General features: G+C 72.9%; 13 protein-coding genes. 6 read left to right on the top strand and 7 right to left on the bottom strand.

Going from position 1 to position 18,338, the window contains the following annotated elements; genetic code table 11:
* Window positions 1-1,216 precede the first annotated feature (1,216 nt).
* The 4 genes from lanKC (at window position 1,217) to AB0B85_RS00905 (ending at window position 7,516) form a co-directional block, all read left to right on the top strand.
* On the top strand, window positions 1,217-3,883 hold the full coding sequence (gene lanKC / locus AB0B85_RS00920; RefSeq protein ID WP_357402105.1) for a class III lanthionine synthetase LanKC: 2,667 nt from the start codon (window positions 1,217-1,219) through the stop codon (window positions 3,881-3,883).
* Window positions 3,852-3,941 carry a SapB/AmfS family lanthipeptide gene (locus tag AB0B85_RS00915; RefSeq protein ID WP_247670285.1) on the top strand — a complete coding sequence of 30 codons (90 nt, stop codon included), beginning with the start codon at window positions 3,852-3,854 and terminating at the stop codon, window positions 3,939-3,941. The genes lanKC and AB0B85_RS00915 overlap by 32 nt, the downstream gene beginning before the upstream one ends.
* Before the next feature lie 75 nt (window positions 3,942-4,016).
* Entirely contained in the window at window positions 4,017-5,741 is a 1,725-nt protein-coding gene (locus AB0B85_RS00910) for an ABC transporter ATP-binding protein (protein WP_357402103.1), read from the top strand.
* A complete protein-coding gene (locus AB0B85_RS00905; RefSeq protein WP_357402101.1) occupies window positions 5,738-7,516 on the top strand; it encodes an ABC transporter ATP-binding protein in 1,779 nt (592 codons plus the stop codon). The genes AB0B85_RS00910 and AB0B85_RS00905 overlap by 4 nt, the downstream gene beginning before the upstream one ends.
* 27 nt (window positions 7,517-7,543) lie before the next feature.
* On the opposite strand, the gene AB0B85_RS00900 is transcribed toward AB0B85_RS00905, so the two are convergent.
* The 3 genes from AB0B85_RS00900 to AB0B85_RS00890 all read right to left on the bottom strand — a co-directional run bounded on the left by AB0B85_RS00900 (window position 7,544) and on the right by AB0B85_RS00890 (window position 10,272).
* On the bottom strand, window positions 7,544-8,143 hold the full coding sequence (locus AB0B85_RS00900; protein WP_357402099.1) for a response regulator transcription factor: 600 nt from the start codon (window positions 8,141-8,143) through the stop codon (window positions 7,544-7,546).
* Between the two features lie 102 nt (window positions 8,144-8,245).
* Complete coding sequence (locus AB0B85_RS00895; protein ID WP_357402097.1) at window positions 8,246-8,851, bottom strand: response regulator transcription factor; 606 nt, start codon at window positions 8,849-8,851, stop codon at window positions 8,246-8,248.
* A gap of 200 nt (window positions 8,852-9,051) precedes the next feature.
* A complete protein-coding gene (locus AB0B85_RS00890) occupies window positions 9,052-10,272 on the bottom strand; it encodes a hypothetical protein (RefSeq protein WP_357402095.1) in 1,221 nt (406 codons plus the stop codon).
* Between the two features lie 337 nt (window positions 10,273-10,609).
* Here AB0B85_RS00890 and AB0B85_RS00885 point away from each other — a divergent pair, with 337 nt between their 5' ends.
* Together AB0B85_RS00885 and AB0B85_RS00880 are read left to right on the top strand one after the other, a co-directional pair.
* Window positions 10,610-11,905, top strand: coding sequence for a GAF domain-containing protein (locus AB0B85_RS00885; protein WP_357402093.1), 1,296 nt, complete (start codon window positions 10,610-10,612; stop codon window positions 11,903-11,905).
* Between the two features lie 124 nt (window positions 11,906-12,029).
* Entirely contained in the window at window positions 12,030-12,464 is a 435-nt protein-coding gene (locus tag AB0B85_RS00880) for a glutaredoxin domain-containing protein (RefSeq protein ID WP_357402091.1), read from the top strand.
* 175 nt (window positions 12,465-12,639) lie between these two features.
* On the opposite strand, the gene AB0B85_RS00875 is transcribed toward AB0B85_RS00880, so the two are convergent.
* The 4 genes from AB0B85_RS00875 to AB0B85_RS00860 all read right to left on the bottom strand — a co-directional run bounded on the left by AB0B85_RS00875 (window position 12,640) and on the right by AB0B85_RS00860 (window position 18,337).
* The gene (locus AB0B85_RS00875) at window positions 12,640-14,661 is read right to left on the bottom strand and encodes a hypothetical protein (protein WP_357402089.1); all 2,022 of its coding nucleotides are present in this window, start codon (window positions 14,659-14,661) and stop codon (window positions 12,640-12,642) included.
* Between the two features lie 72 nt (window positions 14,662-14,733).
* Window positions 14,734-15,924, bottom strand: coding sequence for an LLM class flavin-dependent oxidoreductase (locus AB0B85_RS00870; RefSeq protein ID WP_357402087.1), 1,191 nt, complete (start codon window positions 15,922-15,924; stop codon window positions 14,734-14,736).
* Entirely contained in the window at window positions 15,921-16,985 is a 1,065-nt protein-coding gene (locus AB0B85_RS00865; protein ID WP_357402085.1) for an aldo/keto reductase, read from the bottom strand. Before AB0B85_RS00865 ends, AB0B85_RS00870 begins: the two co-directional genes overlap by 4 nt.
* A gap of 20 nt (window positions 16,986-17,005) precedes the next feature.
* Window positions 17,006-18,337, bottom strand: a complete 1,332-nt coding sequence (locus AB0B85_RS00860) for an LLM class flavin-dependent oxidoreductase (protein WP_357402083.1) — start codon at window positions 18,335-18,337, stop codon at window positions 17,006-17,008.
* Between the last annotated feature and the right edge of the window lies 1 nt (window position 18,338).

Genomic DNA, 18,338 nt, shown 5'->3' with positions numbered 1-18,338 from the left:
AGTAGACCTCGGTCATCCAGAGTTCCTTGCCCGCGCCCTTCTGCTTGAACAGGGGGTAGGCGAAGTTCGAGTACGAGGTGCCGTAGAGGTGCGCCCCGATGATGTCCACGTTCGCCAGCGCCGTGGCGTCGTTGAGGATCGGGTCCGACACGGACTTCACGTACTGGAAGGACTCGGGGGCGATGACCCTGGTGCTGATCGAGCCGGCGTTCTCCTTCAGGAACCGGAGCATCTCGGTGGACGTCCACCACGTCCACTCCGCCGCGTAGTCGGGCTCGTTCTGCACCGAGATGGCGTAGAGGTTCACGCCGTTGTTCCGTAGGTGCGTCGTGAAGTCGTTCAGGTGCTGGGCGTACGCGGCGTAGGAGCTGTATCGCAGGCGTCTCGCGTTGGTCTGGCTGCCCCGGGTGAAGGTCTCGATCATGCTGGCCGGGGGATTCCACGGTGACGCGAAGACGGTGACTCCGAGCTCGGCCGCGCGCCGCGCCGTGGCCAGGTCGGCGCTCCAGTCGGCCTGGTTCTCGCCGACGGGGATCCGCAGCAGCGAGAACCCCAGCCGGCCCTCGCCGGTGCCGAAGGCGGTTTCCCGCTGGCTGGCGGTCAGGTCGCCGATCCAGGCTGCGTGGGCCATCGCGCCGAAGCCCCGGATCGTCTGCCGTGACGCCGACAGATTGATGTTCGCCGCCGCCGCTGAGGCGGCCGTGGCACCCGCGACCGCAGCGACAGTCGCGACCGGCACCGCCCCCATGGTTGTCAGGACGGTCCTGCGACTCACCAGTTTGCGCTCGCCGCGCATCGGCTCGTACTGATCCTGCGTCATGTCTCGTCCTCCTGGCTGGTGGTGGTACGCGCGCTCGCGGTCGCCTCGACCGCTCCGGCACTGCTCTGCCGCGTCGCCGCCGGTTGACGGGATCCCGATGGCGATGACCATTCGATGTCGATCGAATGACATAACTGTTAACGCTAACAACGATGGAAGTCTAAATTTGGATCACGCCGCAGGTCAAGAACCAGCAGGTCGGTGAGGAGCGGAGCGCTCTGCGTCACCGGGTTGTTTGTCGGTCGATCCGCCCGGCCCGCTCCTGACTAATGTCATGGTCGCCTGTGCGCCCCGCATCGAAGGCCGTGACTATGTGCACTGGGGTCCACCACGTCCCGTCGGCGAGACTCGATTCAACGCCGGAACACCAGCCGGCCGAGTCGAAGGGGCGGGACAGTGGACGAACGTTACGACAGCTACTGCGCCGCGGACCCGCTGTTCTACGACTCGCTCGGCAGCGCCGTCGCCCAGCCGGTCTTCCCGGCCGCCGAACGGCCGCTGCCGACCGGATGGCGCAGCGAGCCGCTCGACGACTGGCTGATCTACGCCCCGGACGGCGGTTCGCTGCCGCAGCAGGGCTGGAAGATCCACATCTCGGCGGGTCTGCCCAACGCCGAGCGGGTGCTGGACACCGTCTGGGACTACTGCGTCCCGCGCGGACTGTCCTTCAAGTTCCTGCGCGGGCCCCGTACGCTGCTGCTGCGCAACTCCAAGTACGCCGCCCGCGCCGCCAGTGGCAAGTTCGTCACTGTCTACCCCCGCGACGACGCGGAGCTGGAACTGACCTGCAAGGAGCTCGACGAACTGCTCACCGGCGAGACCGGGCCGTACATCCTCAGTGACCTCCGCTACGGCAACGGGCCGGTGCACGTGCGCTACGGCGGCTTCGCCGCCCGCTACTGCCACTCGCCCGACGGCCAGGTGGTGCCGGCGATCGAGGACGACTCCGGCACGCTGGTGCCGGACCGCCGCGAGCCCGTCTTCCACGTACCGTCCTGGGTCACCCTGCCCGACTTCCTCGGCCCGCACCTGGCCGCCCGCAATGACACAAGCACCAACCAGGTGCCGTACCGCATCGAGAAGGTCATCCACTTCTCCAACGGTGGTGGGCTGTACGTGGGCCGGGATCTGCGTACCGACACCGAGGTGGTGTTGAAGGAGGCCCGACCGCACGCCGGCCTGGACGCCGACGGCACGGACGCCGTCGCCCGGCTGGCCCGGGAGGCCGAAGCCCTACGGCAGCTCGCCGACCTGCCGCAGGTGCCGCGGGTGCACGACGAGTTCGAGCTCGGTGAGCACCGGTTCCTCGCGCTCGAGTTCATCGAGGGCCGACCACTGAACAAGGTGCTCGTCGACAGGTACCCGCTCATCGACGCCGACGCGACGGACGACGACCGGGCGGCGTACGCCGACTGGGCCCGGCACATCCACGAGCAGGTCGAAGCCGTCATCGCGGCGATCCACGAGCGCGGCCTGGTCTACGGCGACCTGCACCTGTTCAACATCATGATCCGGCCGGACGACCGGGTCGCCCTCGTCGACTTCGAGGTGGCAGCCCCGATCGCCGGACACCGCCGCCCCGGGCTGCGCAACCAGGGCTTCGCCGCCCCGCGCGACCGCAGCGGCCCGGCCGTCGACCGGTACGCCCTGGCGTGCCTGCGGTTGGCGCTGTTCCTGCCCCTGACCCAGCTGGTGCGGCTCGCACCGGCGAAGGTGAACCACCTGGCCGACGTCATCGCCGCGAACTTCCCGGTGCCGAGGTCCTTCCTCGACCCCGCGGTCGCCGAGATCACCGGTGGCCCCCGGGCCCGGACCGAACCGAGCGGGGCCCAGCGCGCCGATGACTGGCCCGCCACGCGCGACCAACTGGTCACGGCGATCCGGGCCAGCGCCACCCCCGAGCGCGACGACCGGCTCTTCCCCGGCGACATCGAACAGTTCCGCAGCGGCGGCCTCAACCTCGCCCACGGAGCGGCGGGAGTGCTCTACGCACTCGACAAGAGCGGTGCCGGCCGGTGGCCCGAGCACGAGGACTGGCTGGTGCGGCGGGCGACAGCACCGCCGTCCGGCACCCGGTGCGGCTTCTACGACGGGCTGCACGGCGTCGCCCACGCGCTCGAACACCTCGGACGCCGGCAGGACGCGCTGGACGTCGTCGAGATCTGCCTACGCCAACCCCTGGACGGGCTCGACCACAGCCTGGCGAGCGGCCGGGCCGGAATCGCCCTGAACCTGGCCGAACTGGCCGCGCGTACCGGCGAGGTGTCGTTGCGCGACGCCGCATGGCAGGTCACCGAACAGGTGATCGCAGATCTGACCGACGACCCGGGGCCGGACATCAGCGGCGGACACAACCCCTACGCCGGGCTGCTACGCGGCCGGACCGGACCCGCTCTGCTGCTGGTGCGGCTCTACGAGCTCAGCGGTGACGACGGGCTGCTGGAGCACGCCGCCACGGCGCTACGCCAGGATCTGCGCCGGTGCGTGCTGCGCCCGGACGGTGCGCTGGAGGTCAACGAGGGCTGGCGGACCATGCCGTACCTGGCACACGGCAGCGTCGGCATCGGGCTGGTCCTCGACCAGTACCTGCGGCACCGCGCCGACGAACAGTTCGCCGAGGCGAGTGCGGGCATTCGCCGCGCGGCCCGGTCACCGTTCTACGCGCAGTCCGGGCTCTTCGCCGGTCGGGCCGGCATCATCGCCTACCTCGCCGCCTCGACCGACGACGCCGACCGCCGGGAACTCGGCGCGCAGCTGGCGCGGCTGAGCTGGCACGCGCTGCCGTACCGGGACGGGATCGCGTTCCCCGGCGAGCAGTTGCTGCGACTCTCCATGGACTTCGGCACCGGCACCGCCGGCGTGCTCTACGCGCTGGCCTGCGCGCGGCACGACGAGCCGCCGGTGCTGCCCTTCCTCGCGCCCCTGCCGGGAGCGCGCAGAGACTCCCCCGCCACAGCGGGGGCGACAGATTCGACGAATGGATGGAAGGGAGGTGAACGACATGGCGCTTCTGGACCTCCAGGGCCTGGAGATGGCTCCGGCCGACCGCACGGGTGGCGGTAGCCGGGCGAGCCTGCTGCTCTGCGGCGACAGCTCGCTCTCCGTCACGACCTGCAACTGATCCATCGCAGAACGCGGTCGCCCTGGGCGGGTAGACGTGCCCACCCAGGGCGACCGCGTAGCAATGGGAGGACCCATGCCGACGTTCGACGCGGGGGATCGGCTGCTGCGGCGGACGGTCCGGGCCGGCGGCGGCTGGACCGGTGGACTCGCGGTGGTCGCGCTGCTCGGCGCGGCCGCCGAACTGTTGCTACCCGCGGCCCTCGGCCGCGCCGTCGACGCCGCCCTCGGTGGGGGCTCCGGCTGGTGGGCGGTGGCCGCCGGTGGTCTGGTCGTCGTCCTCATCGGCGTCGACACCCTCACGGACCTGACCAGCGGGTTCGGTGCGGCCCGCGCCACCGCCGGGTTGCGCCGGCAGCTGCTGCGGCACGTGTTCGCGTTCGACGTCCGCACCACCCGCCGCTATCCGGTGGGCGACCTCGTCGGCCGGTTGGTCGGCCAGGCCGCCGACGCGGGGCAGGCGGGCAACGCCACGGTGCTGGCCGTCGTGGCGGTGCTTCCGCCGCTCGGCAGCGTCGTCGCGCTCGCCATCATGGAACCGGTCCTCGGGATCACCCTGCTCGTCGGACTCGGCCTGCTCGCCGTCCTCATGCGCGCCTTCGTGGCCGACGCCTCGACCGCCACCGCCGGCTACCAACGGGTGCTCGGCGCCATCGCCGGTCGGCTGCTGGAGTCGCTCAGCGGCGCCCGGACCATCGCCGCCGCCGCCACCGTCCAGCGCGAAGAGGACCGGGTGCTCTCGGCCCTGCCGGAGCTGGACCGGCACGGCCGGCGTAGCTGGGACCTGCTCGCCCGGGCGAGCGCGCGCACCTCGGCCGTGGCACCACTGCTGCACCTGAGCGTCGTCGCGGTCGGCGGGTACGCCCTGACCGCCGGCTGGCTCACGCCGGGCCAACTGGTCGCCGCGGTCCGGTACGCGGCCATGGGCGCCGGGCTCGGTGGCGTGCTCGCCACCCTCAACCACCTGGTCCGCAGCCGCGCCGGGGCACACCGGGTCGCCGAGCTGCTGCAACAGCCCGTCACAGCGGTGGGTGACCGGCCGCTCCCGCCCGGCGGTGGCGCCCTGCGACTGCGCGGGGTGCGCGTCCACGCCGACGACGGCCGACCCATCCTGGACGGCGTCGACCTGGACGTACCGGCCGGCGCGACGGTGGCCGTCGTCGGGGCGTCAGGTGCCGGCAAGTCGACACTGGCGGCCGTGGCGGGACGACTGCACGACCCCGACGACGGTGAGGTACGCCTCGACGGGGTGCCGCTGCGCGACCTCGACGAATCGGCGTTGCGCCGGGCCGTCGGCTACGCCTTCGACCGACCGGTGCTCGTCGGTGCGACAGTGCACGACGCGATCGGGTTGGCGCTGCCTGCCGAATCGCACCCGGTGACCGACCGGAGTCCGGCCACCCCGGCGGTCCTGCGGGCGGCCCGTCTGGCGGCGGTCGCCGACGTGATCGACCGGCTGCCGGACGGCTACCGCACCCCCCTGGTGGACACCCCGCTCTCCGGCGGCGAGACCCAACGCCTCGGCCTGGCCCGGGCGTTCGCCGCCGAGCGGCTGCTCATCCTGGACGACGCGACGTCCAGCCTGGACACCGCTACCGAACACCGGATCACAGCGGCGGTGCTCGGGCGGGCCGGCTCGCGTACCCGACTGGTGGTCACCCACCGGCCGGCGGTGGCCGCCGCAGCCGACCTCGTCGCCTGGCTGGACGGCGGTCGGCTGCGCGGACTGGCGCCGCACCGGCAGCTCTGGGCCGACCCGGTCTACCGGGCTGTCTTCCAACCGGCCGGCGGTGGCTCATGAGCCGACCCGGCGTCCGGCGGGTGACCTGGCAGGCGCTGCGGGCCCGCCGGGGCGATCTCGCCCGGCTCGGCGGCTGGTCACTTGTCGAGTCGCTGCCCGCCCTGCTCTCCGGCCTCCTGATCGCCCGCGCCGTCGACGAGGGCTTCCTGGCCGGACGTCTCCTCGACGGCCTGGCGTGGATGGCGGCGCTCGCCGTGGCCGTGCTTGTCGGTGCCGCGGCGACCGGCCGGACGTACCGGTGCCTCGGCGCCGTGGTCGAGCCGTTCCGCGACGAGGTGGCTGCCCGGGTGGTCCGGGGATCGTTGCGCGACGCCACCCGGGCGGGTGGTCGCCCGGACAGCGCCGCGGTGACCCGACTGACCCACCAGATGGAGATCGTCCGCGACACCTTCGCCGGTCTGCTGATGGTGACCCGCGGCTTCCTCTTCTCCGCCGGCGCCGCCCTGCTCGGCCTTCTCGCCCTGGCCCCGGTGGTGGCGGTGCTGGCTGCCGCGCCGATGGTCGTCGGTCTGGCCGTCTTCCTCGCCGCGTTGCCGGCGATGGCCGCCCACCAGCGCGCCTACGTCCGGGCCGGCGAGCAGCTCGGCCAGTCCGCCGCGGCGGCGCTGGCCGGCCACCGCGACGTGCGTGCCTGTGGTGCCCAGGCACGCGCGACATCCGACGTGGAACGCCGGGTGTCGGCGCAGGCCGCCGCCGAACGCACTCTCGCCCGGATGGCGGCGGTCCGCAGCCTCAGCCTCGGCATCGGCGGCTGGTTGCCGCTCGTGGTGCTGCTCGCCGCGGCTCCGTGGCTGGTCCAGCGTGGAATGACAGCGGGCGCGGTGCTGGGCGCGTTGATCTACGTCTCCACCGGGCTGCAACCCGCCCTGCACACCCTGGTGCAGGGCCTCGGTGGTGGTGGGCTGCGGTACGCGGTCACCCTGGAGAACATCCTGCGCAACGGCGCGGTGCCCGACGTCCCTCGCCAGCCCGACCCCGCCACCCGGACACCGCCCTGCCGCCCCGCGACCGGCGCGGCCGGCCGCCCGCCGGCCGTCGACGTCCGGGGGCTGACCTTCGGCTACGGTCCGCGCGCCCGGCCCGTGCTGCGGAACTTCTCGTTGACCGTGGCCGACGGGGAGCACCTCGCCGTGGTGGGACCGAGCGGCGCGGGTAAGTCCACACTTGCCGCACTACTGGCGGGGCTGGTGCCACCGCAGGCCGGTACGGTCCACCTGCTCGGTGCGCCGGTTGCCGACGCTGAGCCGGAGTTGCTCGCCGGCATGCGGGTGCTGGTGCCGCAGGAGGCGTACGTCTTCACCGGCACTCTCGCCGACAATCTCCGCTACCTGCGGCCGGACGTCGACGATCAGACGCTTGACGCCACCCTCGACGCGCTCGGTGCGGGCCCGCTGGCGAGCCGGCTGGGTGGGCTCGGTGCGCCGGTCACGCCGGCCCTGCTCTCCGCCGGGGAGCGGCAGCTCATCGCGGCGATCCGGGCCTGGCTGGCACCCGCCCCGCTGGTGATCCTCGACGAGGCGACAGGTCACCTGGACCCAACGCTGGAGGCGACAGTCGAGAGCGCCTTCGCCCGGCGGCCCGGCAGCCTCGTGGTGATCGCGCACCGGATCAGTTCGGCGCTGCGCGCCGATCGGGTGCTGGTCCTCGACGGCGACGAACCCGTGCTCGGGACGCACGGGCAGTTGATGGCCCGCTCGGCCACCTACCGTGCGCTCGTCGGCTGCTGGGACGATCCGGTGTTGCCGCCCCGGACGGCACCGGCGCGGCGGGGCTGAGCCACCGGCCCGACCCGGCGGTGCCGGTCAGATCCAGCCCGCCTCTCCGGCCATCCGTACGGCCTCCACGCGGGTGCGTGCGCCCACCTTGCGGGCGATCCGACCGAGATGGTTGCGGACGGTGCCACGGGTGAGCCCGAGCGAAGCCGCCACCTCCGCGACCGGCGCACCCTCCGCCGTCAGCCGCAACACCTCCGTCTCGCGGTCGGTGAGCGGGCCGTCCGAGCGCAGCGCCGCCACGACGAGATCGGCGTCGAGCACCGGCTCCCGGCGGGCCAGCCGCCGAATCCCGTCGATGATCCGGTGGGGGGCCGCGTCGCTCGGCAGAATGCCCACGGTCCGGGTCGGGCAGAACATGCCGCGCAGCCGCCGGGCCCGCTGTGGGTGGGCCAGAATCAGGACGGGGCACCGCCCGAGGCGGTTCGGCTCGGCCGCCTCGACGAGGTCGAGGTCGGCCACCACCACGTCGGGTCGTTGGGCCCGGACGGCCGCGGGAACTCCGTCGCCGCGATCGACCTCCGCTACGACGTGGATGTCGTTCTCGGCGGCGAGGACGAACGACAGCGCGCCAAGCACCAGGGCGCCGTCCATGGCGAGCAGGGTACGGATCACGATGAGCCTTCCCACACTCCGATGGTGATCACTCAACGTCAATATTCAAACACGCGGCCGTCGGGTCCGCACGGCGAGGGACGGGCCCGGCCACCCGCGCCGGACCCGCCCAGCCGGCTACAACCAGCCGTTACTCCGCGCCCGCCACACCGCCTCCAGCCGGTTGCGCGCCCCCGTCTTGCGCAGGATCACCGACAGGTGGTTGCGTACCGTGCCGTGAGCGAGGAAGAGGCGGGCCGCGATCTCCTTGAGCGGCAGACCCTCGGCGGCCATCCGCAGCACGTCCATCTCCCGCGCTGTCAATGGGATCTCCGGAGGGCTCAGCACGGCCACCGCCGCGGCCGGGTCGATCGCCCGTTCCCCGGCCGCCAGCGCCCGGATCGCCCGTACCAGCTCCGCCAGGGAACTGTCCTTTCCGACCAGGCCACGCGCGCCCGCCGCCAGCGCCGCCTCCACCAGGGTGGGGCTCCACCGGGGGCTCATCGCCAGCACGGCGGCGTGCGGCACAGCGGCGCTGATCTGCGCCACCACCGCCACCGGATCGGGCAGCTCCGGCGTCAGCGCCAGCACCACCACCTGGGGCTGGCACCGCCGGACCACAGTCAACAGCTCGCCGACGCCATCGACGTCGGCGACCACTCTCATGTCCTCCTCACCTGACAGCGCGGCGCAGAGCGCTCCGCGCAACAAACCCATGTCCTCGGCGACGACAACGTGGATCACCACGTTTCTCCGATCTCAGGTACGCGTCACAACGGCCACCGATCCCGGAACAGTCACGGGTTGGTCAGGGCGGTCGTGCGCGACGGACGGATAGGCACGGCCCGTGGCACCGTCACGGCGGACGGGCCCGGGCGCCTGTCGACCAGACCAGCGGGTGGAACGGCCGCGCGGGCCAATCTCCCCGGGTCGGTCGAGCCGTCTCAGCCCGGGCGGGCGATCGGAGCTGGAGCCCGGCTCCCGACGAGAAGTGGCACGAGGTCGCCGGGCTGCCCGGCGCCGACGGGCGACTGCAGGTCGGCCGGCCGGACCAGTCCCGGTGCGGGCCGCGACCCGTCGTCGGCGCCGGCGGCGTCCTGGTCGGCGGGCGCGACGGGTTGGCCCGGCAGGCCGCTGACCGGATCCGGGCGTGCGGCGAAGTGCCCCGTCGAGGCCCTGAGGCCCGGGGGCGCGGGTCCGACGACGGACATCCACTGTGGCCCGGCCGGGGGTGGCACCGCCGCGGCGCGTACCGCAGTGATCGCCGTGACCGTCGATTCCGCCGCTGGCGCTTGTGGCGCTTGTGGCGTCGGCGTGGTCTGCGGGGGCGGCGGGTCGGTCGTCGGCGCGAGGGCCGGCCCGCGCGCCGCGGGAGCGGGCGGCGGAGGTGCCGCCGGGACGACGATCGCGTCGAGCGCCGGTGCCAGCACGGCACCTGTGACCTGACAGAGCCTCAGGAGGACAGGCCGGATCGGCACCACACGCAGGACGTCCACGACGTGCGGCACCGGGGCGCGCAGGACGTCCACGACGTGCGGCACCGGGGCGCGCACGATGTCCACGACGTGCGGCAGTGGGGCGGTGAGCAGGTCGGCCGCTGGGGGCCCGGTCGGTCCGGGCGTTGCGGGCAGGTCGGGCGCGGCGACGGCCGGCTGTCGTACCGGACCGGCGGGCGGGCGCGGCGGGTGACCGCGGCGCTCCGGACGATGAACCGCGCGAGCGGGGGAGACCTGCCGAAGTCTCTCGTGCTCCGCTGCGGATGTGTCGACCCGGGACAGCGGCACGGCCACCGGCGACACGCCCACCGAGCGGTCAGACACCGGCGCGGGCGTCGCGGCACGGGGGGTGCCGACGCCACCGATGGCACCGGTCGACGAGGGGTCCGAGTCACGTCCACCGCGGTCGTCGGCACCTGCGGCCCGCTGGCGGTCGAGGTCGGGGCGGGCCGCCTCCGCGAGCCGCACGACCGGCTCGACCAGACCGCCGATCGCCAACTGCGGCTCGGCACCGGAGCCGCCGCGCATCCCGTCGGCGGCGGCCGGCCCCTGGAACAGGGCGGCCAGCAGGAAACCGGCCCCGACGGCGACCGCGAACAGCACCAACCGCCGGGTGAGCCCGCGCAGTCGGTCGGCCACGAGTGGCGCGGATCGACCCGGCGCGGACATCGGCGCGGTTCCGTTGACGGGACTTCGCACGCGGGCACGACCCCTTCCCTCTGGATTGCTGACCCATGGTAGCGATGCAATCACCTATCTGCATCCGGTGATACGTCCGATGAGGTTGTCGAACGACGCCACGCCGCGTCGCCCGGTCTCGGTCGAGGTGGCTGTGTCGACGCCGCCGGCCGCCGCACGTGCCGAACCTGCGTGCGTTCGCCGTCGGTCCGTCCCGCCGGTAGGCTGCATCGGCGGCGTCAACAATCTCCGCACACCTGACGAGCACCGTCACCGAGCGACGCAGCATCGAGGCAATGCCGCAACCGGACGAGAGGCGGACCACGACGTGACGGCGGTACCCGACCAACTGCCCACGGCCGCGGTCCCGGTGGACGCCGGACAGGGCGGGGCGGACGAGGATCTGCGGGCGTTGTTCGGGCAGTCCACCGCCGTCTTCGCCTCGCTGGCGGGACCGGAGCATGTGGTGGAGACGGCGAACCCGGCCTTCTTCGCCACCATCGGCGAAGAACGGGCCCGAACCGGTGTCGCACTCGCGGACCTGATGCCCGAGCTGGCCGGTCAAGGCTTCGTCACGCTGCTGGACCAGGTCTACCGCACGGGTCAGCCGTACACCGGCAGCGACGTCCTGGTCATGCTGGGCACCGGAGCGCAGGCGCGGGAGGCCTTCTTCGACTTCACCTACGAGCCGCGCCGGAACGCCGCCGGTCAGGTCTGCGGGATCCGGGTGCTCGGGGTGGAGACCACCCAGGTCAAGCAGGCCCAGCGGCTGATGGCCGAGCACCGCGCCCTGGTGGAGCAGATCGCCCGTCAGGCACCCCTGACCGAGGTGCTCGACGGGATGGCCCGCTGTATCGAGAACCTCGCACCGCAGCAGGTGCTGGTCTCCGTCCTCCTCGCCGATCCCGACGGTCGGCACCTGCGGCACGGCGCCGCACCTAGCCTCCCCGACTTCTACAACGAGGCCATCGACGGGATCGCCACCGGGGAAGGCGTCGGGTCCTGTGGCACGGCCGCCCACCGCCGGCAGCCGGTGATCGTCACCGACATCAGCACCGACCCGTTCTGGGACGACTTCCGGCACCTGGCCGAGCGGGCCGGCCTGTCGGCCTGCTGGTCCACGCCGATCCTGGCCCGCGACGGCGGCCTCCTCGGCACCTTCGCCATGTATCACCGCACCCCGCGCGCCCCGCAGGACTCCGACCTCGCCCTTGCCCGGGTCTTCGCCGGCACCGCCGCCCTGGCCATCGAGTGTCACCACAGCGAGCAGGCACGCCGGGCCGCCGAGGATCGTGCCAGGTCAGCCCATGACGAGCTGGCCAGGGTGGTACGCGTGGAACGGGAACTGCGCGCCGAGGCCGAGAAGCGTGCGACAGTCGCCGCGGAACTCGCCGCCCGGATGCGCGCCGCGGCGGCCGCTCAGGCTGCCATGCCACACCCGGAGCACTGCGAACTCGGCGGCGCCCTGGGTTGCACCGACGCAGCCGAGATCAAGATCGCCGATTCGTGGGGCGACGCGGCGTGGGGCTGCTCTGCGCACGTCGAGGAGGCCATCCTCAACGTACGGTCGGTCTTCATCGCCAGCGAAGAGCTTGGCGGTCTGGCCGCGTACCTCAGGCGTTAGCCGGGTCGAGCCGTTCGGTGGCGCCGCCGGGACCACCGCTCCCGGCGCGACCACCCGTGCCCGGCGGCGGCGAGCCGCACAGGTGGCGCGGTCGGCGACCCGGCTGCGGGGTAGTGTCCGCGTCGTGCTGCGGCGGTGGATTCTGGCGATCGTGATGGTGGCGTGCGGCGGGCTGGCCCTGGTGGCGCAGCTGGCCGCCGGTCTGCCCGCCGTCGGCGGCGTCGAGTTGGTGGTCTTCCTGGCACTGGCATTCGTGCTGTCGCCGTGGGCGTTCCCCCGCCCGGTGGACGCCGCCGAGGCGCAGCGGGCCAGCGCGGCGGATGGGCGACCGGTCGTGTACTGGCGTCCCGGTTGTCGTTACTGCCTGCAGCTGCGGTTCTCGCTCGGCCGGCTCGCCCGGCGGGCGCACTGGGTGGACATCTGGCGCGACCCGGCGGGTGCCGCCGCGGTCCGGGCGGTGGCCGGTGGCAACGAGACGGTGCCTACCGTCGTGCTCGGCGGCCAGGCGGTGGTGAACCCCGACCGGGCCTGGCTGCGCGAGCAGCTCCGGTCGGGCTGAGCGCGCCGCGGGCCGACGGCCAGCCCGGCTCGCTGATCACCTGGCAGGACCCCGGGTACCTCGCCCAGCGCTACGGGCTGACCGAGGAACAGCTCGCGCCACTGCACGCCCCAGCCAAGATCGCCGCCACGGTCGACGGGTCCTGAGCCCGGCCCGGGGGCGACCGGTCACCGGGTCACGGGCAGGGCTCGCCCGCGCAGACGTCGATGACCCTGCCGGTGAGCAGGAACGCCGCCTTCTGTCGCTGTGCGGCGGCCTGGGCGCGCGGGAACTCGTGCGGATCGTCGCCGTACTGCGGCCCGACCGGGGCGAGATTGGTCGGCGGTGGTGCGTGTGCCGCACCGCTGTTCCAGATCACGATGGCCGAGCCCGGGTAGGGATAGCCGCGGATCGGCCTGATGCCCCAGTACGGCGTCACGTCGAGCGACAAGCCGTCGGCCAGCGCCGGGGTGTGCAGGCGGGCGCCGATGGTGCGGGCCTGCACCTCCGCCGCGGCGGGCGAGACCTGGTGGTCACCGAAGGCCACGTGCATCAGCACGCGGTGCGCCGGGGTGCCCGGCAACGGCCGGTCGGTCAGGTGCTGGGCGTACCCGTTGGCCTCGGCGCGGTCCCACACCATCTGGAGCAGCCCGAGGATGAGCTGCTGGTCTACCTTGTCCGGGTAGTAGCCGTCCATGATCGTTTGGAACGGGGCGAAGTCGACGCTGCGTTGCAGCAGCGTCGAGTAGTTCATCCCGGGTACGCCGAGCACCGACCGGGTCCAGTCCTGGGCGACGGCGGTGAGCGCACCACCGTTGATGCCGCCCTGGCTGTTGCCGTCGTAGTGCAGACCGCCGGCCAGGTCGAGCAACTGTCGCCCGGCGGCGTCCCGGAACGCCGGGTGCGCGGCGAACCCACCCGGGTGGATCATCGAGCGCCCGAGGAAGAGGAAGTTCAGGAAGCTCTGCTGCAACCTGTCGGCCACCGCGGGGAAGGCACTGAGTTCGCCGAACGCACCTGCCACATAGGGCACGTCGCCGGCTGCCATGCCGATCCAACTGGTCGCACAGAAGGTGAAGTCGTACGTGTTCGACATCGTCTTGACGTTGCCGGCGTTGATCTCGGTCGGCCGGCCGAGCAGGCCGTGGCCGTAGAGCGACAGGTGAGCGGGCCGCGCGGCGGAGGCGCTGCGCGGGATGTTGCAGACGAAGTCGGCGGCCACCGTCACCCCGGATGGCGTGGGCCGGGCGTCAGGTGTGGGTGGCGCTCCGCCACCGCCGGCCGGTCCGTAGTGCAGCCGGGAGCCGGGCCCGCCGTCGCCGGTCAGATAGGACGGTACGGCGACGGTGCCGACCACCTGCCGGGCGATCAGCGGATCCTGCTCGGCGGGGAAGTCGGTCACCTGGTTCACGGAGAACGTCGGAGCGGCCCGGCCCAGGGTGGCGAAGGCGTCGTCCCGGATCGCCAGCATCCGCCCGGTCAGGCCGTGCCGGCTGGCGACTGTGAAGTCCCAGGCGAGGTAGAGGCTCTGCCGTTGGACGCCGGCCCGGGCCAGGTCGGCCACCGCGCGCCTCAGCTGCGGCCCGCGGGCGTCCCGCTTGCCGATCCCGGCGACGTACGCCGTGAACGCCGCCGGGGCCGGCAGCAGCGACCCGTTGCCGTCGCGCATCCGGCGCAGCCCGACGACATACCGGGTGCTCTCGGTCAACGCCACAGCCGGTCGGATGATCAGTAGTTGCCGCTCGGGCTGGTCGTCGGCGTGCGCGTCCAACTCGGCCCAGTACGGCGTGCGCTGCCCGGTGCGCGCGTTGAGCAGCACGATCGGCGCGTCCGGCGCCAGCGATCGGCCGATGTCGGTGACCGGGGCGATCCCGGTCGCGGCGGCGTCGAGTCGGGGTACGTGCACCAGGATCGGCGAGCCGGGGCTGAAGCCGTCCTGCCGGTTCCACTCCGTCGGGTCGATGGGGGTTCCCGCCACGTTCGCGGGCATCGCCGAGGCCGCGAACCGTACCCGCCTGCCGGTGGGGCTGGTCCGGTCCGCCACCGTGAAGTAGTCGTTCGGGAACGGCAGTAGGCAGGCGGCCGGGTCGATGGGATCGCAGGGCCGGGCAGCTGGTCCGCCGGCCGCCGCCGGGGCGGCGGTGGGCGTGCCGAGCGCGAGGGTGCCCACCGTCACCAGCACGGACACGGCGAGTCGGAGCCGACTGGGTGTGCGCACTCGGGGCTCCTCCGCCGTCTGTGGATCGATGGTGTTCTTCCTACGCTCGTGAAGGAATCTCAGCAAGGGTGGTTACGGAACCCGGGGCGCGACTGCCGGATGACGGCCCGGGTGCGCGGCGGCCGTACCGCGCAGCAGCGGCAGCAGCCGCGTACCCTGGCGCTCGATCTCCGGCAGGTAGGGCGTGTCGGAGAGCACGAAGTGCGTGACGCCGAGCTCTCCGTACCGGCGCAGTGACCTCGCCACGTCCTCGGCCGAGCCCACCAACCACGTAGTGCCGGCCCCGCCACCGCCGTGGCGGCCGGGCGCGGTGTAGAGGTTGTCGTCGAGCACGTCCCCGCGTGCGGCGAGGTCGAGCAGCCGTCGCTGCCCGACGGCGGCCCGCCAGCGCGGGTGGCTGTCGACGCCACCGGCGCGCTGCGCCAGGTGGGCGACCTTCGCCTCGGCGTCGGCCCACGCCTGCTCGGTGGTGTCCCGGACCAGTGTGGTGATCCGCAGTCCGAACTCCAACGGGGCGTGCGTGCGCCCAAGCTTCTCGCTGAGCCGCTTCAGCCGATCGATTCGCTCGGCCACGCCGTCGAGCGGTTCGCCCCAGAAGAGCTGGACGTCGGCCTCGGTGGCGGCCACCTCCTCGGCGGCGGCCGAGGCGCCACCGAAGTACAGCGGTGGGTGCCTGCGCTCCCCGCGGACCACCGGTCGGGGGGTCAGGGCGGAGTCGGTGACGCGGTAGTGCTCGCCGCGACAGGTGACGGTGTCCTCGGTCCACAACCTGCGTACGAGCTGGATGAACTCTCTGGTCCGGGCGTACCGGGTGGCCTGGTCGCCGTCGGTGTCGCCGTACGCGGCCAGATCGTCCTTGCCCGACACGATGTTGATGAGCACCCGCCCCTGGGTGAGGTGGTCCAACGTCGCTGCGGCGGCGGCGAGGTTGGCCGGATGCCAGTAGCCGGGCCGGATGGCGATAAGTGGTTGGAACGTCGTGGTGCGGGCGGCCAGGGCGGTGGCGACGGTGAAGGTGTCGGGGCGGCTCCAGCCGGTACCGATGAGTGCGCCGGACCAGCCGTGCCGCTCGATGGCCTGGGCGTGCCCGGTCAGGGTGTCGAGGCTGTTGTGGTGCGCGACGACGTCGTCGCCGCGATGGCCGGGTTCGACCTGGTTGGGGATGTACCAGAGGAACTTCGGGCTCATCAGTCGTGCCTTCTGGCTGCTCGGCGGGGGAGCCGGTGCCGCCGCGTCGGCGGGCGGTGGTCGGTGGCCGGTCACCGGGCCACCTCGGCGCGGTGCGGCGACGGCGCGCCGCGCCGCCGGTACGCCGGGTCGCTGAGCGACGATGGCTGATAGCCGGCGTCGGCCGGGTTCAGCGTGGTGCCCGGCGCGACGATGGCGTCGATGCGGTCCAGCACGTCGCTGGAGAGGCTCACCTTGGCCGCGCCGAGCTGCGACTCCAGCTGGGTCAACGTGCGCGGGCCGATGATCGCCGAGGTGACGGCCGGATGCTCCAGGACGAACGCGATCGCCAGGTGGATCAGCGACAGGCCGGCCTCGTCGGCGAGGGTGGCCAGCTTGTCGACGGCGGCGAGCTTGGCGGCGTTGGCCGGCCGGGTCGGGTCGAACCGGGCCGGGAGCCGGTCGGCCCGCCGGGAGATCGGGGCGTCGAGCCCGCTGTGGTAGCGCCCGGAGAGCCAACCGCCGGCCAGCGGGCTCCACGGGATCACCGCCAGCCCGTAGCGCTGCGCCACCGGCAGCACCTCGCGTTCGATCTCGCGGGCCAGGATGGAGTACGGCGGCTGCTCGCTCACCACCCGCTCCCGGCCGCGCCGCTGGGCGAGCCACTGGCCCTCCACGATGGCCGACGGCTCGAAGGTGGAGGTGCCGACATAGCGGATCTTGCCCTGGCGGACCAGGTCGGTAAGCGCGCCCAGGGTCTCGTCGAAGTCCGTCTCCGGCTCCGGCCGGTGCACCTGGTACAGGTCGATCCAGTCGGTGCCCAGCCGGCGCAGACTGTGCTCCACGGCGCGGATGATCCAGCGGCGGGAGTTGCCCCGGTGCTGCGGGTTGTCGCCCACCTGGCCGTGAAACTTGGTGGCGAGAAAGATGTCGTCGCGACGGCCACCGGTGAGGGCCTTGCCGACGATCTCCTCCGACTCGCCGTGCGAGTAGACGTCGGCGGTGTCGATGGCATTGATGCCCGCGTCGAGCGCCCGGTGGATGATCCGGATGCCGTCCGCGTGGTCGGGATTGCCCCGTTGACCGAAGTTCATCGCGCCGAGCGTCAGCGAGCTGATGCGTACGCCGGTGCGGCCGAAGGGCCGTTGGTCGACCATGGTTCGTCCTCTCCAGGTGCTCAGTGGGCAGCGGTGGTGAGCCGCCGGGCGGACCTGTTGGCCGGGCGGGGCAACCCGTAGTGGTCGCGCAGGGTGGTCCCGGTGTACTCGGTGCGGAACAGGCCCCGGCGCTGCAGGATCGGCACCACGTGGTCGACGAACGCTTCCAGCCCGGACGGCAGCACCGGCGGCATGATGTTGAAGCCGTCGGCCGCGCCGCTGCGGTACCACTCCTCGATGGCGTCGGCGACCTGCTCCGGGGTGCCGGCGAAGGTGCGGTGCCCGCGTCCGCCGCCGAGCCGGCCGATGAGTTGGCGGACGGTCAGGCGTTCCCGCCGGGCCAGGGTGACGATCAGCGTGTACCTGCTCTTGGCGCCCTCGATCTCGTCCTCGCTGGGCAGGTCGGCGGGCAGTTCCCGGTCCAGGTCGAGGTCTTCCGGCGCGACCCGCAGCGTGGTGGCGAGCTGGGCCCTCGCGTACTCGGGTTTGATCAGCCGATCCAGCTCCTCCGCAAGCGCGTGGGCCTGTGCCTCGGTGGCGCCGACCGCCGGCACGATGCCGGGCAGGATCTTGACGGTGTCCGGGTCGCGGCCGAACTGCGCGGCACGCCGCTTGAGGTCGCGGTAGAAGGCCTGCGCCTCGGCGAGCGTCTGCTGTGCGGTGAAGACGGCCTCGGCGTGGCGGGCGGCCAGCTCCTTGCCGTCCTCGGACGATCCGGCCTGCACCAGCAGCGGGTAGCCCTGCGGTGAGCGGGGCACGTTGAGCGGGCCGGCCACCCGGAAGTGCCGCCCGACGTGGCGGGGTGGGTAGAGCAGGGCGTCGTCGCCCCACCGGCCGGCGTCCTTGTCCCCGAGAGGCGCGGCGTCGTCCCAGCTGTCCCAGAGCTTCAGCGAGACCTCGAGGAACTCGGCGGCTCGCTCGTACCGGTCCCGGTGGGCGGGCAGCTCGTCCAGGTTGAAGTTGCGGGCCGCGTCCACGCCGGCGGTGGTGACGATGTTCCACCCCGCCCGACCGCCGCTGATGTGGTCCAGCGACGCGAACCGGCGGGCCAGGTTGAACGGCTCGTTGTACGTCGTCGAGGCGGTCGCGATCAGCCCGATGTGCTGGGTCGCGCCGGCCAGCGCGGTGAGCAGCACCGTCGGTTCGAGCGTGCCGGCCGGCCGCCGGCCGATGCTGTTCCAGAGCACCGGGCTGTCGGCGAGGAAGAGCGAGTCGAGCTTGCCCCGCTCGGCGATCCGCGCCAGCCGGGTGAAGTGCCCGACGTCGGTCTGCGCGAAGGGGTCGCTCTCCGGCAGCCGCCAGGCTGCCTCGTGGTGGCCGACGCCCATCAGGAACGCGTTGAGGTGCAGCATG

Source organism: Micromonospora sp. NPDC049044 (assembly GCF_040649215.1).
Classification (GTDB): domain Bacteria; phylum Actinomycetota; class Actinomycetes; order Mycobacteriales; family Micromonosporaceae; genus Micromonospora.
The sequence above is the reverse complement of the archived record's forward strand: the minus strand, read 5'-3'. Positions and strand labels throughout refer to the sequence as shown.

Coding starts and splice junctions, on each gene's coding strand:
- AB0B85_RS00910 (WP_357402103.1), top strand. CDS start 4,017: ATGCCGACGTTCGACGCGGGGGATCGGCTGCTGCGGCGGACGGTCCGG.
- AB0B85_RS00905 (WP_357402101.1), top strand. CDS start 5,738: ATGAGCCGACCCGGCGTCCGGCGGGTGACCTGGCAGGCGCTGCGGGCC.
- AB0B85_RS00890 (WP_357402095.1), bottom strand. CDS start 10,272: ATGTCCGCGCCGGGTCGATCCGCGCCACTCGTGGCCGACCGACTGCGC.
- AB0B85_RS00860 (WP_357402083.1), bottom strand. CDS start 18,337: ATGCTGCACCTCAACGCGTTCCTGATGGGCGTCGGCCACCACGAGGCA.
- AB0B85_RS00865 (WP_357402085.1), bottom strand. CDS start 16,985: ATGGTCGACCAACGGCCCTTCGGCCGCACCGGCGTACGCATCAGCTCG.
- AB0B85_RS00915 (WP_247670285.1), top strand. CDS start 3,852: ATGGCTCCGGCCGACCGCACGGGTGGCGGTAGCCGGGCGAGCCTGCTG.